Source organism: Streptomyces sp. NPDC047315 (assembly GCF_040643215.1).
In the GTDB taxonomy this organism is placed as follows: Bacteria; Actinomycetota; Actinomycetes; order Streptomycetales; family Streptomycetaceae; genus Streptomyces.
Window position 1 is genome coordinate 1 of sequence record NZ_JBEYTZ010000035.1, and the last position, 16,445, is coordinate 16,445.

At 74.9% G+C, this 16,445-nt stretch carries 11 protein-coding genes; 6 read left to right on the plus strand and 5 right to left on the minus strand.

Annotated features, from left to right (window positions below; genetic code table 11):
- Positions 1-60: 60 nt before the first annotated feature.
- Positions 61-1,125, minus strand: coding sequence for a DMT family transporter (locus ABZ842_RS31355; protein ID WP_361544377.1), 1,065 nt, complete (start codon positions 1,123-1,125; stop codon positions 61-63).
- Between the two features lie 47 nt (positions 1,126-1,172).
- Here ABZ842_RS31355 and ABZ842_RS31360 point away from each other — a divergent pair, with 47 nt between their 5' ends.
- The 6 genes from ABZ842_RS31360 to ABZ842_RS31385 all read left to right on the plus strand — a co-directional run bounded on the left by ABZ842_RS31360 (position 1,173) and on the right by ABZ842_RS31385 (position 10,378).
- Positions 1,173-2,645: a PLP-dependent aminotransferase family protein gene (locus ABZ842_RS31360; protein WP_361544380.1), complete on the plus strand. Its 1,473-nt coding sequence runs from the start codon at positions 1,173-1,175 to the stop codon at positions 2,643-2,645.
- Between the two features lie 104 nt (positions 2,646-2,749).
- Complete coding sequence (locus tag ABZ842_RS31365) at positions 2,750-4,057, plus strand: lanthionine synthetase LanC family protein (RefSeq protein ID WP_361544383.1); 1,308 nt, start codon at positions 2,750-2,752, stop codon at positions 4,055-4,057.
- A gap of 212 nt (positions 4,058-4,269) precedes the next feature.
- On the plus strand, positions 4,270-5,910 hold the full coding sequence (locus ABZ842_RS31370; protein WP_361544386.1) for an alkaline phosphatase D family protein: 1,641 nt from the start codon (positions 4,270-4,272) through the stop codon (positions 5,908-5,910).
- Between the two features lie 123 nt (positions 5,911-6,033).
- A complete protein-coding gene (locus ABZ842_RS31375; RefSeq protein ID WP_361544389.1) occupies positions 6,034-6,504 on the plus strand; it encodes a hypothetical protein in 471 nt (156 codons plus the stop codon).
- A 223-nt stretch (positions 6,505-6,727) separates the two neighbouring features.
- Entirely contained in the window at positions 6,728-8,209 is a 1,482-nt protein-coding gene (locus tag ABZ842_RS31380; protein ID WP_361544392.1) for a GNAT family N-acetyltransferase, read from the plus strand.
- A 486-nt stretch (positions 8,210-8,695) separates the two neighbouring features.
- Positions 8,696-10,378, plus strand: coding sequence for a DUF885 domain-containing protein (locus ABZ842_RS31385; protein ID WP_361544395.1), 1,683 nt, complete (start codon positions 8,696-8,698; stop codon positions 10,376-10,378).
- Positions 10,379-10,452: 74 nt separating this feature from the next.
- Here the strand turns inward: ABZ842_RS31385 and ABZ842_RS31390 are convergent, their stop codons facing one another.
- The 4 genes from ABZ842_RS31390 to ABZ842_RS31405 all read right to left on the minus strand — a co-directional run bounded on the left by ABZ842_RS31390 (position 10,453) and on the right by ABZ842_RS31405 (position 16,376).
- Positions 10,453-11,304, minus strand: coding sequence for an SDR family oxidoreductase (locus ABZ842_RS31390; RefSeq protein WP_361544398.1), 852 nt, complete (start codon positions 11,302-11,304; stop codon positions 10,453-10,455).
- 75 nt (positions 11,305-11,379) lie between these two features.
- On the minus strand, positions 11,380-14,478 hold the full coding sequence (locus ABZ842_RS31395; RefSeq protein ID WP_361544401.1) for an AAA family ATPase: 3,099 nt from the start codon (positions 14,476-14,478) through the stop codon (positions 11,380-11,382).
- The gene (locus ABZ842_RS31400) at positions 14,475-15,635 is read right to left on the minus strand and encodes an exonuclease SbcCD subunit D (protein WP_361544404.1); all 1,161 of its coding nucleotides are present in this window, start codon (positions 15,633-15,635) and stop codon (positions 14,475-14,477) included. Before ABZ842_RS31400 ends, ABZ842_RS31395 begins: the two co-directional genes overlap by 4 nt.
- A 114-nt stretch (positions 15,636-15,749) precedes the next feature.
- Positions 15,750-16,376 carry a YigZ family protein gene (locus tag ABZ842_RS31405; protein ID WP_361544407.1) on the minus strand — a complete coding sequence of 209 codons (627 nt, stop codon included), beginning with the start codon at positions 16,374-16,376 and terminating at the stop codon, positions 15,750-15,752.
- Positions 16,377-16,445: the final 69 nt, after the last annotated feature.

Genomic DNA, 16,445 nt, shown 5'->3' on the forward strand with positions numbered 1-16,445 from the left:
CGGTGTGCCCTCCCGAACTCGCCCGGGCCGTGGCGCCGGCGACGGCAACACGGCACGGGGTCAGCGACGGTCGTCCGGCACGGCGCCGTCCGGAGCCGCCCGACTCTGTTCGGCCTGTTCGCTGTGCCGGGCCTCCCCCGCCTTGTGAACCTTCTTGGTCCTGTGGACCTTCTCAGCCGTGTGGTTCCTCTCGGGCGTCTTACGGGCGTCGAAGACCCCGGAGCCGAGGACCGCGCCCGCGGCGACCAGCAGCCCGCCGACGGCTTGGGCCGGGCCGAAGGCACCCGCGCCGACCAAGGGGGCGGTGAGCGCGGCGGCGACCGGGATCATGCCCGTGAAGAGGGTCGCGCGCTCGGCGCCGATGCGCTGGACGCCCATGTACCAGAGGACGAAGCCGACGACGGTGACCACCGCGGCCTGCCACAGCAGCGCCAGCGTCTCCGTGCCGGTCGGCATCCGCACCAGGTCGGCACCGTCGACGACGAGCCCCACGAGCACGGACTCGACGGTAGCGAGGGCGCACACGCAGGCGGTGAGGAGCCGGGGGCCGAGCGGTCGCAGCACCGGGACGGCGAGGACCGCGAAGCCGACCTCGCCGATGAGCGCGGCCACCGACCAGACCACGCCCATGGTGTCCGTACGTCCCCAGCCCTGGACGGCGAACGCGCCGGCGGCCACCGCCAGCGCGCCGTACAGCACCGGTCGGGTGGGGCGGCGGTCGTTCATCAGGGGGACGAGCACCGCGACGATGACGGGCGCACAGCCGACGAAGACGCCCGGCACCGCGGGCTCCGCCGTGCGTTCCGCGGCGAGCACGGCCAGGTTGAAGCCGACCATGCCGATGCCGGCGACCAGCCCGATGCGCACCCACTGGCGGGAGGTGAGGGCGCGGACGGGCGCGAGCGCGGCCCGCCCGCCGAGCAGGGGCAGCAGCAGGAGGAAGGCGAGGCCGTAGCGCAGGGCCTGGCCGCCGGCGTACGGGTAGTCGCCGAGCAGGCTGTTCGCGGTAAAGGAGGCTCCGACGAGGCTGTAGGCGAAGATGACGAGAGCGATTCCCTGCAGGGTGCGGGAGCGTTCGGCAGCCCCGGGGCGAGCCGGGGCGGCGCTGGTCTTCGGGCGGTCCATGGGTTCGACGTTAGGGATCTTCGCGGCCCCCATTAAGGTCCACTTCCATGACGTCATCGGGGACCACTTCGGCGGGGGACGGCGCGGACGACGACAGGGGCGGCGGCCCGGCCGCGGCGGGCGGCGGGCCGGCCTGGGAACTCCTACTGCCCGCCGTCGCCGCGCCCGCGCGCCGCCGCGGCCGGGCCCTCCAGGCGGCGCTGCGGGACGCGGTGCGCTCGGGCCGGCTGGCGGCCGGCACCCGGCTGCCCTCCAGCCGGGCGCTCGCCGCCGACCTGGGTGTGTCCCGCGGGCTGGTCACGGAGGCGTACGAGCAACTGACCGCGGAGGGCTACCTGCGCAGCGACCGCGGCTCGGGCACCTGGGTCGGCGAGGCGGCGCGCGCCGGGCTGCCCACCGCCCCGGGCGCGGCGCCGCGCGCGTCGGGCGCCCGCGTCCACTTCCGCCCGGGCCGCCCCGACCTGGCGCTCTTCCCCCGGTCGGCGTGGATCGCCGCGTACCGGACCGTCCTCGGCGACATGCCGCACCGCGCGCTCGGCTACCCCGACCCGCGGGGGCTGCCAGCGCTGCGGACCGCGCTCGCCGCGCTGTTGACGCGCCGGCGCGGGGTGGTGGCGGACCCGGACTGTCTGGTGGTGTGCTCGGGGGTGACGCAGGCGACGACCCTGCTCGGGCTGGTCGTGCACGGCCACGGGGAGCGGGCGGTCGGCGTGGAGGACCCGGGGAGCCCGGTGCACGGTCCCGTGTTCGCCGCCTCCGGTCTGCGGATGACCGCGCTGCCGCTGGACGAGGAGGGGTTGGAGATGGGGCCGCTGCGGGCCTCGGGGGTGCGCACGGTGATGGTGACGCCCGCCCACCAGTTCCCCACCGGCATCGCGTACTCCGCGCGCCGCCGCGTCGAACTCCTCGACTGGGCACGGTCCGTGGACGGCCTGGTCGTCGAGGACGACTACGACGGCGACTTCCGCTACGACCGGGCCCCGGTGGGCGCCCTCCAGGGGCTCGACCCCGACCGGGTGGCGTACACCGGCTCGGTCAGCAAGTCCCTGGCGCCGGGGCTGCGCATGGGGTGGCTGCTGGTGCCGCCGCGCCTGTTGGACGAGGTCGCCGAGCGCAAGCGGACCATCGACCTCGGGGAGCCGTCGCTCGACCAGGCGGTGATGGCCCGCTTCGTGGAGCGCGGCGACTACGACCGCCATCTGCGGCGCTGCCAACGGGCGTACCGGGAGCGGCGGGACACGCTGGTCGCCGCGCTCGCCGAGCACTTCCCCGGCACGGAGGTCAGCGGGATCGCCGCGGGACTGCACGTGATCGCCCGGCTTCCCGAGCGGTACGGCCCGGAGGAGCGCTTCGTGGCGCGGGCGGCGCGGGCCGGAGTGGGCGTACGGCCACTCGCCGAACACGAGATGACGCCGACACCGCAGCCGGGCGTACGGCTCCTCCTCGGCTACGCGCACCTGACACCGGCCGAGATCGCCCGCGGGGTGGCCCTGTTGGCGAAGGCGGCGGCCGGGGGCTGAGGGGCGGGCCGGGTGCTTCGTCCTCGTCGTCGGTGCGCAACCAGTGCGCCGTGCCGCCGTTCTTGGGGACGCGCCCGCCGCGCCGCGTGCCACAGTGGGGCGCCATGACGGCGTTGCGAGCGATGAGCACGAGCGTGGACGTGGACGAGGTCGAAGCAGTGGCGGCGGATGCGCTGCGCTGGCTTCTCGGGCGGGCGCGGGAGGCCGGGGACCAGCGCCTCGGCTGGCCCGCCGGCGCCTTCGACGAGGACCTCGACCTGACGCTCTACAACGGCACGGCGGGCATCGTCCCCACCCTTCTCGAAGCTCGGCGGCACTTCGGCGACGACCGCTACGGCGACGCCGCGATACGCGCCGCCGCCAGTGTGTCCGATGCGCTCGACCACGAGCGGGACGCGTCCCTCTACGCCGGCTTGACCGGCTCGGCGTTCGCCTTGGGCACCGTCCACGACGAACTCGGCGTTCCCGACGCCGCTGCCACGGCGCGCAAGGCCCTGGACCTGGTTCGTGCACGCTTCGACGGCACCCGGTGGGGCGAGTGGTTCGACCTGGTCTGCGGCAACGCCGGCATCGGCCTCGGCGCCCTCGCGGTCGGGGACACCGAGTTGGCCGTACGCGCCTTGGAGCCCTATCTGCGCACCGCCGAACGGACCGCGGCGGGCGTCCACTGGGAGGTGCTCAAGAACAGGGCGTCCCGGTTCCACCACATCTCGCACGGCACGCTGGGCATCGTGTACGCACTGGCCGGTGTCGGGCGGGCCGCCGGCCGCGCTGACTTCGTCGAACTGGCGCGCGCGGGCGCGGCGGACGTCGTGGCCCGCAACGAGGCCGGCCCCGCGGGCTTCCTCGTCCCCCACTCCGACCCCCAGGACTTCCCCGACGTCACCCCCCGCTACGGCTACGGGTGGTGCCACGGCCCGACGGGCGACGCCCAGGTCTTCCGGCTCCTGCACGACGTCCTCGACGAATCCGCCTGGCGGGATCTCGCCGACCGCTGTTGGTACACCGTGACCCGCTCCGGTCTGCCGCGCCGACTGCACCCCGGCTTCTGGGACAACAACGGCCGTTGCTGCGGCACCGCCGGTGTCCTGGCGCTCGCGTCGGACCGGATGGTCGAGCAGGGCGACGCCCCGGACTTCGCCCGCCTCCTCGTGGCTGACCTGATGCGCCGCGCCACTCGGGACGCCGACGGCGCGAGGTGGTCGAACCTCGCGCACCTGCCCTCGCGAAGCACCCTCGAACCCCACACCGGATGGGCTTCGGGAAACGCCGGCATCGTGCGGGAACTGCTGCGCTTCGTGCGGATCAGTCGGGGCGCCGACCCCGGCTACGGGGTGAGCTGGCCGGACCAGCCGCCGGTGCGCGGCGCCGCCGCCGTCGCGGGAGCGGGCGGCAGGAACGATCCGCGCTGACGGGCGTGCGGTCCGGGCCCCGCGCCCCTCGGTGCCCGACGGGAAGAACTCGTCAGTCCGGGGGCGGCCGGTTGTTCACCTGGGGTTCGCGCCCGCGTCTCGGCCGGGCAGTAGGCATGGGCACGGGCCCGTCGGCGGATCGGCTGGTACGTCCGCTCGCGGCCCTCTCGCTCCCGCCGCCCGTTCGTCACCTTCGTCCTCTGGAGGCCCCGATGTCCACCACGCCCGAACGCCGACCTCGCCCCGACGGGGCGAACGCCGGCCCGACCACCGACCGTCGCGCCCTGCTGCGCGGCGCGGTGGCCGCGTCCGCCGCGCTGTCCCTGCCCGTCGCCGGTGCCGCGCCGGCGTTCGCCCTGTCGGGGCGCCCCCGTGCCGGCTGGGGCGTCCAGGCCGGTGACGTGACGACGTCGTCCGGGCTGGTGTGGGTGCGCTCCGACAGACCGGCGCGGATGGTCGTCGAGACCTCGGCCACCGATTCCTTCCGACGCTCGCGCCGGTCGTACGGGCCGCTGCTCGGGCCCGACACGGACCACACCGGCACCACGGCGCTGCGCGGGCTGCCGTCGGGCGAGGAGATCCACTACCGGGTCCTGCTCGCGGACCCGGACGACCCCCGCCGGGTCGGGGAGCCGGTGTACGGCACGTTCCGCACCGCTCCGCACCGCCGTCGCCAGGACGTCCGCTTCCTGTGGTCCGGCGACATCGCCGGCCAGGGCTGGGGCATCAATCCGGACATCGGCGGCTACCGCGTCTACGAGGAGATGCGCCGGCTGGACCCGGACTTCTTCCTGTGCAGCGGTGACACGATCTACGCGGACGGGGTGATCGAGCCGTCCGTACGGCTGCCGGACGGACGCGTGTGGCGGAACGTCACCACCGAGGAGAAGTCGCGGGTGGCGCAGTCGCTGGACGAGTTCCGGGGCAACTTCCGCTACAACCTGCTCGACGAGAACGTGCGCCGCTTCAACGCCCAGGTGCCGACGGTGGCGCAGTGGGACGACCACGAGGTGCGCAACAACTGGTACCCGGGGCAGATCCTCGACGACCCACGGTACGCGGTCAAGGACGTCGACGTGCTCGCCCGGCGGGCGATGCGGGCCTTCGCCGAGTACTTCCCCGTCTCCACGCTCCCGGCCGTCGGCGGAGGCGGGACCGGACGCGGGAACGGGATCGGGCGCGGCGGTCGGATGCACCGGGTCGTCCGCCACGGTCCCCTGCTGGACGTCTTCGTCCTCGACATGCGCTCGTACCGCAACGCCAACTCCCCCGGCCGGCAGGCCGACGACGAGCAGGGCATCCTGGGCGCCGAGCAGTTGGCGTGGCTCAAGCGGGAGCTGCTGCGCTCGCGCGCGGTGTGGAAGGTGATCGCCGCGGACATGCCGATCGGGCTGGTCGTCCCGGACGGCTCGACGGACTTCGAGGCGATCGCGCAGGGCGACCCGGGCGCCCCGCTGGGTCGGGAGCTCCAGATCGCGGACCTGCTGCGGTTCGTCAAGCACCGTCGGATCACCGGCACGCTCTGGCTGACCGCGGACGTGCACTACACCTCGGCGCAGCACTACGCGCCGGAGCGGGCGGCGTTCGGGGACTTCGCGCCCTTCTGGGAGTTCGTGTCCGGGCCCCTGGCGGCGGGCGGCTTCCCGGCGAACGCCCTGGACGCCACCTTCGGCCCCGAGCGGGTCTTCGTCCGGGCGCCGGAGCGGGCGAACGTCTCGCCGATGGAGTCGCCGCAGTACTTCGGCGAGGTGCAGATCGACGGCGGCAGCGGTGAGCTGACCGTACGGCTGCGGGCCGAGGGCGGGACGGTGCTGTTCACCAAGGTGCTCCAGCCGGGCCGGGTGGGGCAGTAGCCGTACGGGCGCGGGCCCGGGCGGCGGCGGTGCGCGCCGCCGCCCGGGGCGTTGTCAGTGCGTACGGGCAGAATGCCGGCACCGGCCGCGAACGCCACGGCCCGTCGTGGAAGGAGCCCCCGCATGTCTGACGCCGCGCGCCCCGAGGCCCCCGGCCCCGCCCCGGACGGCCGCCCCGTCCCGGACGACGTCACGGCCCTGGGCGGGCTCGCCGTGGCGGGGGACGTGACCGTCCGCGTCGGCGGGCAGGATCTCGTGGTGATGGTGGACCGGTTGCTCTCCGCCGAGCGCGTGGGTCCCGAGGAGGTCGCCGCGCTGCTCCCCCGGGTGCGCTCCGTGCTCGCCGAGTTCGCCGCGGTTCGCGAGCGCGCCGCCGCGTTCTTGTGGGAGTGGGGCGCGGAGGGCGGGGAGACGGAGGAGGAGCGGGCGGGGTTCCACCGGGACATGGCCCCCACCACGCTCACCGTCACCGCAGCCGCGCAGTTCGCCCTGCACTTCGAGTCGCGGAGCGGGTCGTACTTCCCCGACGGCTACTGGCCGGCCGTCCACCTCGACGGCGACCTCCGTCCCGACCGGGTCACCGTGGAGGCGTGAGAAGTGCACGGGGTGTGGGGCGTGTAAGGGGTGTAAGGGGTCCGTCACCGCGACGGCCGATCACGCGATTGCGCTCCGGAAGGCCGCGGCGCTGTTGGATCATGGGTGACGACGTGGCTTCCCTCACCGCCTCAAATCACCCATAGGACCGCAAATGCACGCTTTACCCATCAGTCACACATCGTTCGTGATCACGCAACACACCACGGCCACAGTGGTGGACATGACTGATGCGACCCCCGCGAAGAGTGGCCGCCGGCACCACCACTGGCGGCGGGACCTCGTCGAACTGGCCGCGGTGTTCACGGCGGTGGTGGTCGCCGACGTGGTCGCCCACCTGGTCGGGCACACGCCGGACGGCCCGGCCCTCCTCCTCGCCGCGGCCCTGGCCCTCGTCGGCACCGCGGTCTTCCACCTCTGGTGGGCCCGGCGCGTACGCCGGTCCGCCCGCGAAGCCGGTTCGACCGCTCAGCACACCCTCGACTCCCCCGACCCCTCCGACTCCCCTCACGCCACGGACACTTCGGCCGCGCTAGCCACCGGCACCGCGACCGCCACCGCCACGGACACCGGCGCCGCGCCCGCTACCGGCGCCGACGACCGGACGCCCGAAGAGACCGCCCTGTGGCGGATGCGCACCACCGTCCACGACGCCCCGGGCAGCCTCGCGTCGCTGTGCACAGCCCTCGCCCACCTCCGCGTCGACATCCTCTCCCTCCAGACGCACCCGCTCGCCGACGGCACCGTGGACGAGTTCCTGCTGCGCGCCCCCGCCGCCCTCGCTCCGGAGCGGCTGAAGCGGGAGGTGGCCCGGGCCGGCGGGCGGCACACCTGGGTCGAACGCGCCGACGCCCACGACCTCGTCGACGTGCCGACCACGGTGATCGGCCTGGCCACCCGTACAGCGCTGGACGCGGCCGAACTGCCGCTCGCGCTACGCCAGTTGCTGGGCCGGTGCACCATCCGTTCGCTGCCCGCCGTCTCCCCCACCGGACGCCCGACCGGGTCGCTGCCTCCGGAGGAGGGCGTCATGGAGCACACGGTGCTGCGACTGCGGGACCCCCGCGGCGGTGCGATCGTCATCGAGCGGCCCCAACTCCCCTTCACGCCGACCGAGTTCGCCCGGGCCCGGGCCCTGGTGGAGCTGGACGCCCGGATCGGCCCGCGGGTGCCGAGCACCGAGGACGTCCTCACCCTCCCGGAGGGCGGACGGATCGTGGTGCGCCGGGCCGACCAGAGCGATCTGGCCGCCGCCCGCGAGATGCAAGAGCGCTGCTCGGAGCGGACCTTGCGGATGCGCTACCACGGACCGGTCGGCGACGCCCACCGCTACCTCGACCACCTGCTGAGCCCCCGGCACGGCCGCACGCTCGCCGTCGAGACCGGCTCCGGCCGGCTGGTCGCCCTCGGCCACCTGCTGTGGGACGGGGACGAGACGGAGATCGCCCTACTGGTGGAGGACGCCTGGCAGCGCCGGGGCATCGGCGGCGAGCTGCTGACGCGTCTGGTCGCCCTCGCCCACGAGGCCGGCTGCACCCAGGTGTACGCGGTGACGCAGTCGTCCAACACCGGCATGGTCGCCGCGATGCGCGGTCTCGGACTGCCCCTGGACTACCAGGTGGAGGACGGCACCCTGGTGATCAGTGCGCCCCTGGACGCCGTGGCGGCGGACCCGCAGCCGCGGTACGAGCAGGCCGAGCGCTGACGTCGTAGCCCTGCCGTAGCCGGCCGGGGACAGCGGGCCGGCGCGCCCCACATCCGGCCGCGGCGCAGCGTCGATATCGCGCCAAAGATCCGCCGTCCACCCGGCCCGCGGCTGCGCACCGACGCAGAACACGGCGGGTCCGCCCCGGCAAGGTCGACGCGCCGACCACCGACGCAACGGCCGAGATCGGACTCCCGACACCGCGGCCGGGGAGCGGTGGTCGGCCGTGCCGTCCGCCCGGCAGCCTTCGGCACTTCTGCCGTATGGCTCGATCGGGTGATGACAGGGCGCCCGCACCGTGCTTCCGGAGCCCCGGGCGCGGACCGCCCCGGTCCGCCCGCGCCCGGCGTGGGGTGCCGTTCCGTCGCGGGCGGGCATCGCACGACCCGTTCGTCCGGTCGATGACCAGCCATCGGACGACCGTCGCCGCTGCTGCCGCTCCCTCACGATGGTGACGCGGACGCCCCACTCATAGAGGATGTGTGCATGTCAGTAACCCCCAGCAGCCCGCTGCCCCGTCAGGTCGCCGACGCCTACGTCGACGCACTCGTCGCCCTCGACCCGACCACCGGTACCTATCTCGGCGTCAAGGAGAGCTCAAGCCGTCTTCCCGACTACTCGCCCGCGGGGCAGGAGGAGCGCGCCGAGCTGGCCCGGCGCACCCTCGCGCAGCTGGACGAGGCCGAGAAGCTGCCCGGGGCCGACGGCGACGTGGAGCGGCGGTGCGGCAGGCTGCTGCGGGAGCGACTGACCGCCGAACTCGGGGTGCACGAGGCCGAGGAGGGGCTACGCACGGTCAGCAACCTGCACTCGCCGGTGCACTCGGTGCGCGACGTGTTCACGGTCACCCCGACCGAGACCGAGGAGGACTGGGCCCAGGTCGTCGAACGGCTGCACGCGGTCCCCGCCGCGCTGGACGGCTACCGCGCCTCCCTGGAACGGGGCCTGGAGCGCAAGCTGTTCGGCGGCCCGCGGGCCACCCGCACCTGCATCGGCCAGCTCACCGAGTGGATCGGCACCGACCGCAGCTGGTTCGACGCCTTCGTCGCGCCCGGCCCCGATGCCCTGCGCGCCGAGCTGTCCGCCGCCGCCAGCGTCGCCACCGACGCGCTGGTCGTGCTGCGGGACTGGCTGCGCGACGCGTACGCCCCGGCCGTGGCCGACGCGCCGGACACCGTGGGCCGCGAGCGCTACGCCCGCTGGTCGCGCTACTTCAACGGCACGGACCTCGACCTGGACGAGGCGTACGCGTACGGCTGGTCCGAGTACCACCGGCTGCTCGCGGAGATGCGCACCGAGGCGGCGAAGATCCTGCCGGGGGCGGACCCCTGGGAGGCGCTGGCCCACCTCGACGTGCACGGCCGGCACATCGAGGGCGTCGACGAGGTCCGCGACTGGCTCCAGAGCGTGATGGACGAGGCGATCGACGCCCTCGACGGCACGCACTTCGAACTCGCGGACGACGTGCGGAAGGTGGAGTCCCGCATCGCGCCCCCGGGCAGCGCCGCCGCCCCGTACTACACCAGCCCGTCCGAGGACTTCTCCCGCCCCGGGCAGACCTGGCTGCCGACGATGGGCGCCACTCGCTTCCCGGTGTACGACCTGGTGTCGACCTGGTACCACGAGGGCGTGCCCGGCCACCACCTCCAGCTCGCGCAGTGGGTGCACGTCGCCGACCGGCTCTCCCGCTACCAGGCGTCCGTCGGCAACGTCAGCGCCAACTGCGAGGGGTGGGCGCTGTACGCGGAGCGGCTGATGGACGAGCTGGGCTTCCTCGCGGACCCCGAGCTGCGCCTGGGCTACCTCGACGCCCAGATGATGCGGGCCTGTCGGGTCATCATCGACATCGGGATGCACCTGGAGCTGGAGATCCCCGCCGACGCGCCGTTCCACCCGGGCGAGCGCTGGACGCCCGAGCTCGCGCAGGAGTTCTTCGGGGCCCACAGCGGGCGGCCCGGGGACTTCGTGGAGAGCGAACTGACGCGCTATCTGTCCATGCCCGCGCAGGCCATCGGCTACAAGCTGGGCGAGCGAGCCTGGCTGCTGGGGCGGGAGAACGCCCGGCGGGCGCACGGCGACGCCTTCGACGCGAAGGCGTGGCACATGGCGGCGCTGTCCCAGGGGTCGCTGGGCCTCGACGACCTCGTGGACGAGCTGTCCCGGCTGTGAGAGACACCGCCCCGCGCTGACGGGCGGGCCGGGCTACGGGTGGCGGGCCCCGGGGCGCCGCCACCCGCATCGGCTCAACGCTTGAAGCCGCCCTCCGAGTTGATCACCTCACCGGTGATCCACTCCGCTTCGTCCGTGGCCAGCCAGGCGATCAGCCGGGCCGGGTCGTCCGGCATGCCCCAGCGCCCGCTGGGGAACCGGTCGGCCACGGCCCGGTAGTCGTCGCCCTCCATGTAGTCCGTGTCCACCGGCCCCGGGTTGACGGTGTTGATGGTCACGGCCAGCTCCGCGAGATGGGTCGACAGGGAGCGGGTGACGGACGCCAGCGCCCCCTTCGCCAGCCCGTACGCCAGCTCCCACGGCATGCCGCCGGCGATGTCCTGGCCGGAGGTCATCGTCACCACCCGGCCGCCCGGGGTGGAGGCCGGCAGCGCGGCGCGCAGCCGGGCGTACTCCTTGACCATCAACACCACGGAGCGGACGTCGACGGCCCAGTGGGCGTCGAGGTGGCGTACGTCGATGTCGTCGAGCGTGCCGTCGTAGCCGCTCAGCGCGTGGTTGGCGACCAGGACGTCCAGCCGGCCGCCGAGTTCGCCCGCGGCCTTCGCCACGAGGGCCGCGGGCGCCGCCGGGTCGGACAGGTCGGCGGGGCCGTGCAGCACCACGGCGTCGGGGTCGGCGAGCGCGGCCCGCACCCCTTCCACGACCGCGTCGATGCCGCCGGGCTCCGCGCCCCACGGCTTCTGTGCGTCGTGGGACATGTGGTGGTGCAGATAGACGCTCGCGCCGTACGCGGCGAGCCGACGGGCCACCGCGTACCCGATGCCGCCTCTTCTGCTCGCCCCGGTCACCAGCGCGGTGCGCCCGCGCAGGGGAAGGGGGTCTCGCCGTAGGGACTGGGGTTCGGGATGGGGAAGTTTGGGCACGGTGCCCCATCCTGAGTGCTCGATCCACCCGTGTCACATGGTTTTCCCGGGGCCGGGGCGCCCGTGTGGGGCCGGTCAGTCGCCGACGCCGCCGAGCCGCAGGTGGACCGCGGAGCCATGCCGCTCCTTGACCACCTCCAACTGGGTCGGGATGCGCCGGCGCAGGTCCGGGACGTGGCTGACGATCCCGACGCTGCGGTCCCGCTCGCGCAGCGAGTCGAGCACGTCCAACACCTCGTCGAGGGTCTGTTCGTCGAGGCTGCCGAAGCCCTCGTCGATGAAGAGGGTGTCCAGCCGGACGCCGCCGGCCTCGTCGGTGACGACGTCGGCGAGGCCGAGCGCGAGGGCGAGCGAGGCGAAGAACGCCTCGCCCCCCGAGAGCGTCGCCGTGTCGCGCGCACTGCCGGTCCAGGCGTCGACGACCCGCAGGCCGAGCCCGGCCCGCTTGCTCCCGGCGCGGGCGTCGGAGTGGGTGAGGGTGTAGCGCCCGGCCGACATCCGCTGGAGCCGGGCCGTGGCGGCTGCCGCGACCTGCTCCAGCCGGGCGGCGAGCACGTACGACTCCAGGCGCATCCGGCGTTCGTTGGCGGCGGAGGTGCCCGCGGTCAGCGCGGCGAGGCCGGCCACCCGGTCGTACTCCTCGCGCAGCGGGCCGAGGGCCCGGCGCTCGGCGACGGCCTGCCGGGAGAGCGCGGCCAACTCCGTGCGCCGCTCCCTCGCGGCGGCCGACGCGGTCGCGACGTCCCGCAGGGCGCGCTCGGCGTCCGCGAGGCACGCCGCCGCCGCGTCCGGGGCGGCCGGGGGCAGTTCGAAGGCGTCCAGGGCCGCCGGCTCGGCGAGGCGGTCGGCGACCGCCGCCGCTTCGGTGCGCCAGGCGTCGATACGCCGCTGCAGGGCGCGGTGGGCCGCGTCGTCGAGCAGGGCTTCGGCGGCGGCGCCGGGGGTGTCGAAGCCGGCGCGGTAGGCGGTGTCCGCCGCTTGTCCGTCGGTGTCCTTCAGCCGCCGGGCGGTGGCGTCGCAGGCTCGAACGGCCTCGGCGGCGTCGGCGAGCAGCAGCACGCGGCGCTCCCACTGGGCGGCGCGCTCGGCAACGCTGCGCGCCCCGCCGCGGGCCCGCTCCACCTCGTCGGCGAGCCCGGACTGCTCGCGGTCGAGCGCTTCCCGCTCGGCCGTGCGGGCGGCCATGCGCTGCTCGATCTGCGCTCGGGCCTCGGTCCGCTCCGTGTGCTCCCGCTCGATCCGGTCCAGTGCCTCGCGGGCCGCGTGGGTGCCGGCGGCGCTGTCGTGCGCCGCGCGGTGGTCGCGCTCCAACTCCGCGACGAGCGCGGCCAACTCGGGTTCGGGGGTGTCGTACGCATCGGGCTCGGCGTGCTCGCACAACGCGCCGGGACCGCTGCTGGCGCCGCTGCGCACGACCGGGTCGGGCGCGTCGTCGGCCCGGGCCTGGCGGCGCGCCGCCGCCCTGGCCTCGTACAGCACCGCGAGGGCGCGCTCGGCTTCGGCGGCGGCTTCCTGGGCGCGGGTGTGAGTGCGGTACGCCGCTTCCTCGTCGGCGGGCGTGACCTGGTCGGCGGAGGTCGGGGCCGGGGCCGGGTGGTCGGGCGAGCCGCAGACGGCGCAGGGGGCGCCGGGCACCAGGTGCGCGGCGAGTTCGGCGGCGATGTGCGCCAGGCGGCGTTCCTTGAGGGCGAGCCAGCCGTCCTTGGCGCTCAGGGTCCTGTCGCGGGCGGCGCGCAACTCCCGCTCGGCGTCGACCACCCGCGCGGTGAGGCGGTCCCGCTCGCGGGCCGCGCGCAGCCGTCGGCGGGCGGGGTCGAGCCGGCCGGCCAACTGCTCCGCGCGCGTGGCGGCATCCTGGGCCCGGGCCACCCGCTCCTGGTGCGCACCGCGCAGCGCCTGCCAGCCGGCGAGCCATTCCTGTGCGTCCTGGAGCACGCCGTCGTCGGCGCGGGCCGCGCGCTCCAGTGCGGTGCGCTGGCGGGCGATCTCTTCGACGCGCTGTTCGGCCCGGCGAGCGGCCTCAAGTCCGCCCAGGTCGCGGCGGATTCGGTGTTCTTCGTCGGCCAGTTGCTCGGCGCCCGCTTCGGCTAGTTCGAGGGGCAGGGCGGCCCGGACGCCGTCGAGCGCCGTCTGGGCGGCGCGGTGGTCGCGCTCGGCGTCGTCCCGGAGGGTGAGCGCGGGTGCGACGCGCTCGGCGCGGCGGGCGAGCTCCATCCGGGCGACCGCGGCGTCGTGGTCGGGCCGGCCGGCCCGGACGGCTTCGTCGCGGCGGCGCGCGTCCTCGTACCGCCGCTGGAGCCGGTCCCGTTCGCGGGCGGTTTCGAGGGCGGTGCGGGCGGCTTCCGCGCGGGCTTCGGCAGCGGTGAGGGCGCTGTCGGCGACGGCCTGCCGCTCTTGTGCGCCGGAGCGGGCGACGGCCGCCCAGGCGAGGACCGCGTCGGCGAGCCCGGGGTCTCCGGGCGCCTGGGTCGGTACGGGCCAGTCGTCGGCCGCGCCGGCGGCGGCCTGCTCCATCTTGTGCAGTGTCGCCAACAGGCGCTCGTCTCCGGTGCGCACCCGGGCTTCCGCGGCCCGGCGCCGCTCCGCTAGGCGCTCTTCGACGGCGGCGAAGCGGCGGGTGTCGAAGAGGCGGCCCAGAAGCCGGCCCCGGGCTTCGGCGTCGGACCGCAGGAAGCGGGCGAAGTCGCCTTGGGGCAACAGCACCACCTGGCAGAACTGTTCGCGGCTCATGCCGCCGAGCAGTTGGGTGACCTCCTCCCCGATCTCCTGGTGGGAGCTGCTGAGCGGCTTCCACTCGCCGGTGGCGGGCACGTACTCGCGCAGCCTGCTCTGGGCCCGTTCGGTGGTGAACCCCTTGCCGTTCTTCTTCGGGCGCGGCTGGGCGGGGCTGCGCCGGATCTCCAGCCGGCGCCCGCCGACGGTCAGGTCAAGGAGGACTTCGGTGGACAGGTCCGCGGGCGCGTGGTCGCTGCGCAGCGAGGCGCCGGGGCCCTGGCGGGCGCCGGGCACGGTGCCGTACAGCGCGAAGCACACCGCGTCCAGTACGGAGGTCTTGCCGGCGCCGGTCGCTCCGTGCAGCAGGAAGAGTCCGTCGGCGGTGAGGGCGTCGAAGTCGATCTCCTGGCGGGCGGCGAAGGGGCCGAAGGCGGTGACGGCGAGTCGGTGCAGCCTCATCCGGCGGCCTCCGCCCCGGCGAGCCGCACCTCGTCGAAGGCGGCGCGCAGCACGGTGCGTTCGTCCGCGTCGGGGCCGGTGCCGCCGCGGACGTGGGTGACGAAGTCCTCCGCGATCTCCAGGTCGTCGCGGCCCCGCATCCGCTGGGCGTAGGACACCGCCGACTGCTCCGGGCCGCGCTCGGGTGCGAAGACGATGCTGAGGACGTGCGGGAAGCGGGCGGCGAGCCGGGCCATCGGCTCGGCGGGGCGGACCGGATCGGTCAGGGTGGCCTCGACGAAGGCGTCCTCGTGCCGGTCGTGGGCGGGGTCCTCCAGCAGCTCCGCGAGGCGTCCGGTGAGCCGGGCGAGCGGCCGGGGCACGGGGCAGTCGATCCGCTCGGTCGCGAGGGAGCCGTCCGCGTCGACGTCGACCAGCCACATGGTCTTGCGGTGGGTGGCTTCGGAGAAGGAGTACGCGAGGGGGGAGCCGGAGTACCGCACGCGCTCGGTGATGGTCTGGCAGCCGTGCAGATGGCCGAGGGCCACGTAGTCGACGCCGTGGAAGGTGGCGGCGGGCACTGCGGCGACCCCGCCGACGGTGATGTCCCGCTCGCTGTCGCTGGTGCGGCCCCCGGCGACGAACGCGTGGGCGAGGACGACGGAGCGGGTGCCGGGCGGGCGGGCGGCGAGGTCGGCCCGCACCTGTTCCATGGCCGCGGCGAGCACGGTCTCGTGCCGGGCCTTGTCGACCCCGAACTCGTCCTTGACCAGGACCGGTTCCAGATACGGCAGGCCGTAGCACGCCAGGTCGCCGTGGGCGTCGGCGAGCACGACGGGGGTGGCGCAGCCGGCGGGGTCGGTGCGCAGGTGTATGCCGGCGCGCTCGATGAGGCCGGCTCCCACGCCGAGGCGGCGCGCCGAGTCGTGGTTGCCGGAGGTCATCACGGTGGGCACGCCGGCGTCGGCGAGCCGGTGCAGCGCGCGGTCGAAGAGCTCGACGGCGGCCAGCGGGGGCACCGCCCGGTCGTACACGTCGCCTGCCACCAGGACCGCGTCCACCTCGCGGGCGCGGGCCGTCGCCACCAGGTGGTCGAGGAACGCGGCCTGGGCGTCGAGCATGCTCACCCGGTGCAGGGAGCGCCCCAGGTGCCAGTCCGACGTGTGCAGGAATCTCATGATCCCCGAGAGTAACGGCGGGGTGTGACAGCCCGGGTGGCTTCTTCGATTCCGGGGGCCCCAGGGGCTCCGGCGGCCCCGGGAGCCTGGTCGGCCTCAGGCGTCTGGTCGGCCTCAGGCGTCGCCATACGCCTCACCGCCGAGTTCCAGCACCGCCGATCCGGCGGTGACGTCCGCGAGCCAGGCGCGGAAGGCGTCGGTGTCGGCGTCGGGGAGCCCGATCTCGATGGTGACCTGCTCCGCGTAGCGGACGTCGCGGACGGTGCGGCCGGTGGCGCGCAGGTCGTTCTCCAGCTTCCCGGCCCGCTGGTGGTCGACGGTGACGGAGGCGAGCCTGAAGCGCCGCCGGGTGCGGGTGCCGACCGCGTCGAGGGCTTCGCCGACGACGCCGCCGTACGCCCGGATCAGTCCGCCGGCGCCGAGCTTGACGCCGCCGTAGTAGCGGGTGACCACGGCGACGGCGTAGCGGACGTCGCGCCGCATCAGCATCTGGAGCATCGGCACTCCGGCGGTGCCGCCGGGCTCCCCGTCGTCGCTGGCCTTCTGTACGGAGGCGTCGGCGCCGATGACGTACGCGAAGCAGTTGTGGGTGGCGGTCGGGTGCTCGCGCCGGATGCGGGCGACGAACACCTGCGCCTCCTCCTCGGTCGCGGCGGGGGCGAGCGCGCAGATGAAGCGCGATCGGTTGATCTCGGTCTCGTGGACGCCCTCGCGGGCCACCGTCCGGTACTGCTCCTGCATCCGCCCACCCTATGCTTCACCCGTTCGTGGCCGCGCGGAGGGGAATGCTCCGCACGGGTGGCCCGTTGT

What these genes read in the sequence shown, in the direction of transcription:
- ABZ842_RS31385 (WP_361544395.1), top strand. Translation starts at nt 8,696, where the DNA reads ATGTCAGTAACCCCCAGCAGCCCGCTGCCCCGTCAGGTCGCCGACGCC.
- ABZ842_RS31395 (WP_361544401.1), bottom strand. Translation starts at nt 14,478, where the DNA reads ATGAGGCTGCACCGACTCGCCGTCACCGCCTTCGGCCCCTTCGCCGCC.
- ABZ842_RS31360 (WP_361544380.1), top strand. Translation starts at nt 1,173, where the DNA reads ATGACGTCATCGGGGACCACTTCGGCGGGGGACGGCGCGGACGACGAC.
- ABZ842_RS31405 (WP_361544407.1), bottom strand. Translation starts at nt 16,376, where the DNA reads ATGCAGGAGCAGTACCGGACGGTGGCCCGCGAGGGCGTCCACGAGACC.
- ABZ842_RS31380 (WP_361544392.1), top strand. Translation starts at nt 6,728, where the DNA reads ATGACTGATGCGACCCCCGCGAAGAGTGGCCGCCGGCACCACCACTGG.
- ABZ842_RS31375 (WP_361544389.1), top strand. Translation starts at nt 6,034, where the DNA reads ATGTCTGACGCCGCGCGCCCCGAGGCCCCCGGCCCCGCCCCGGACGGC.
- ABZ842_RS31365 (WP_361544383.1), top strand. Translation starts at nt 2,750, where the DNA reads ATGACGGCGTTGCGAGCGATGAGCACGAGCGTGGACGTGGACGAGGTC.
- ABZ842_RS31355 (WP_361544377.1), bottom strand. Translation starts at nt 1,125, where the DNA reads ATGGACCGCCCGAAGACCAGCGCCGCCCCGGCTCGCCCCGGGGCTGCC.
- ABZ842_RS31400 (WP_361544404.1), bottom strand. Translation starts at nt 15,635, where the DNA reads ATGAGATTCCTGCACACGTCGGACTGGCACCTGGGGCGCTCCCTGCAC.
- ABZ842_RS31370 (WP_361544386.1), top strand. Translation starts at nt 4,270, where the DNA reads ATGTCCACCACGCCCGAACGCCGACCTCGCCCCGACGGGGCGAACGCC.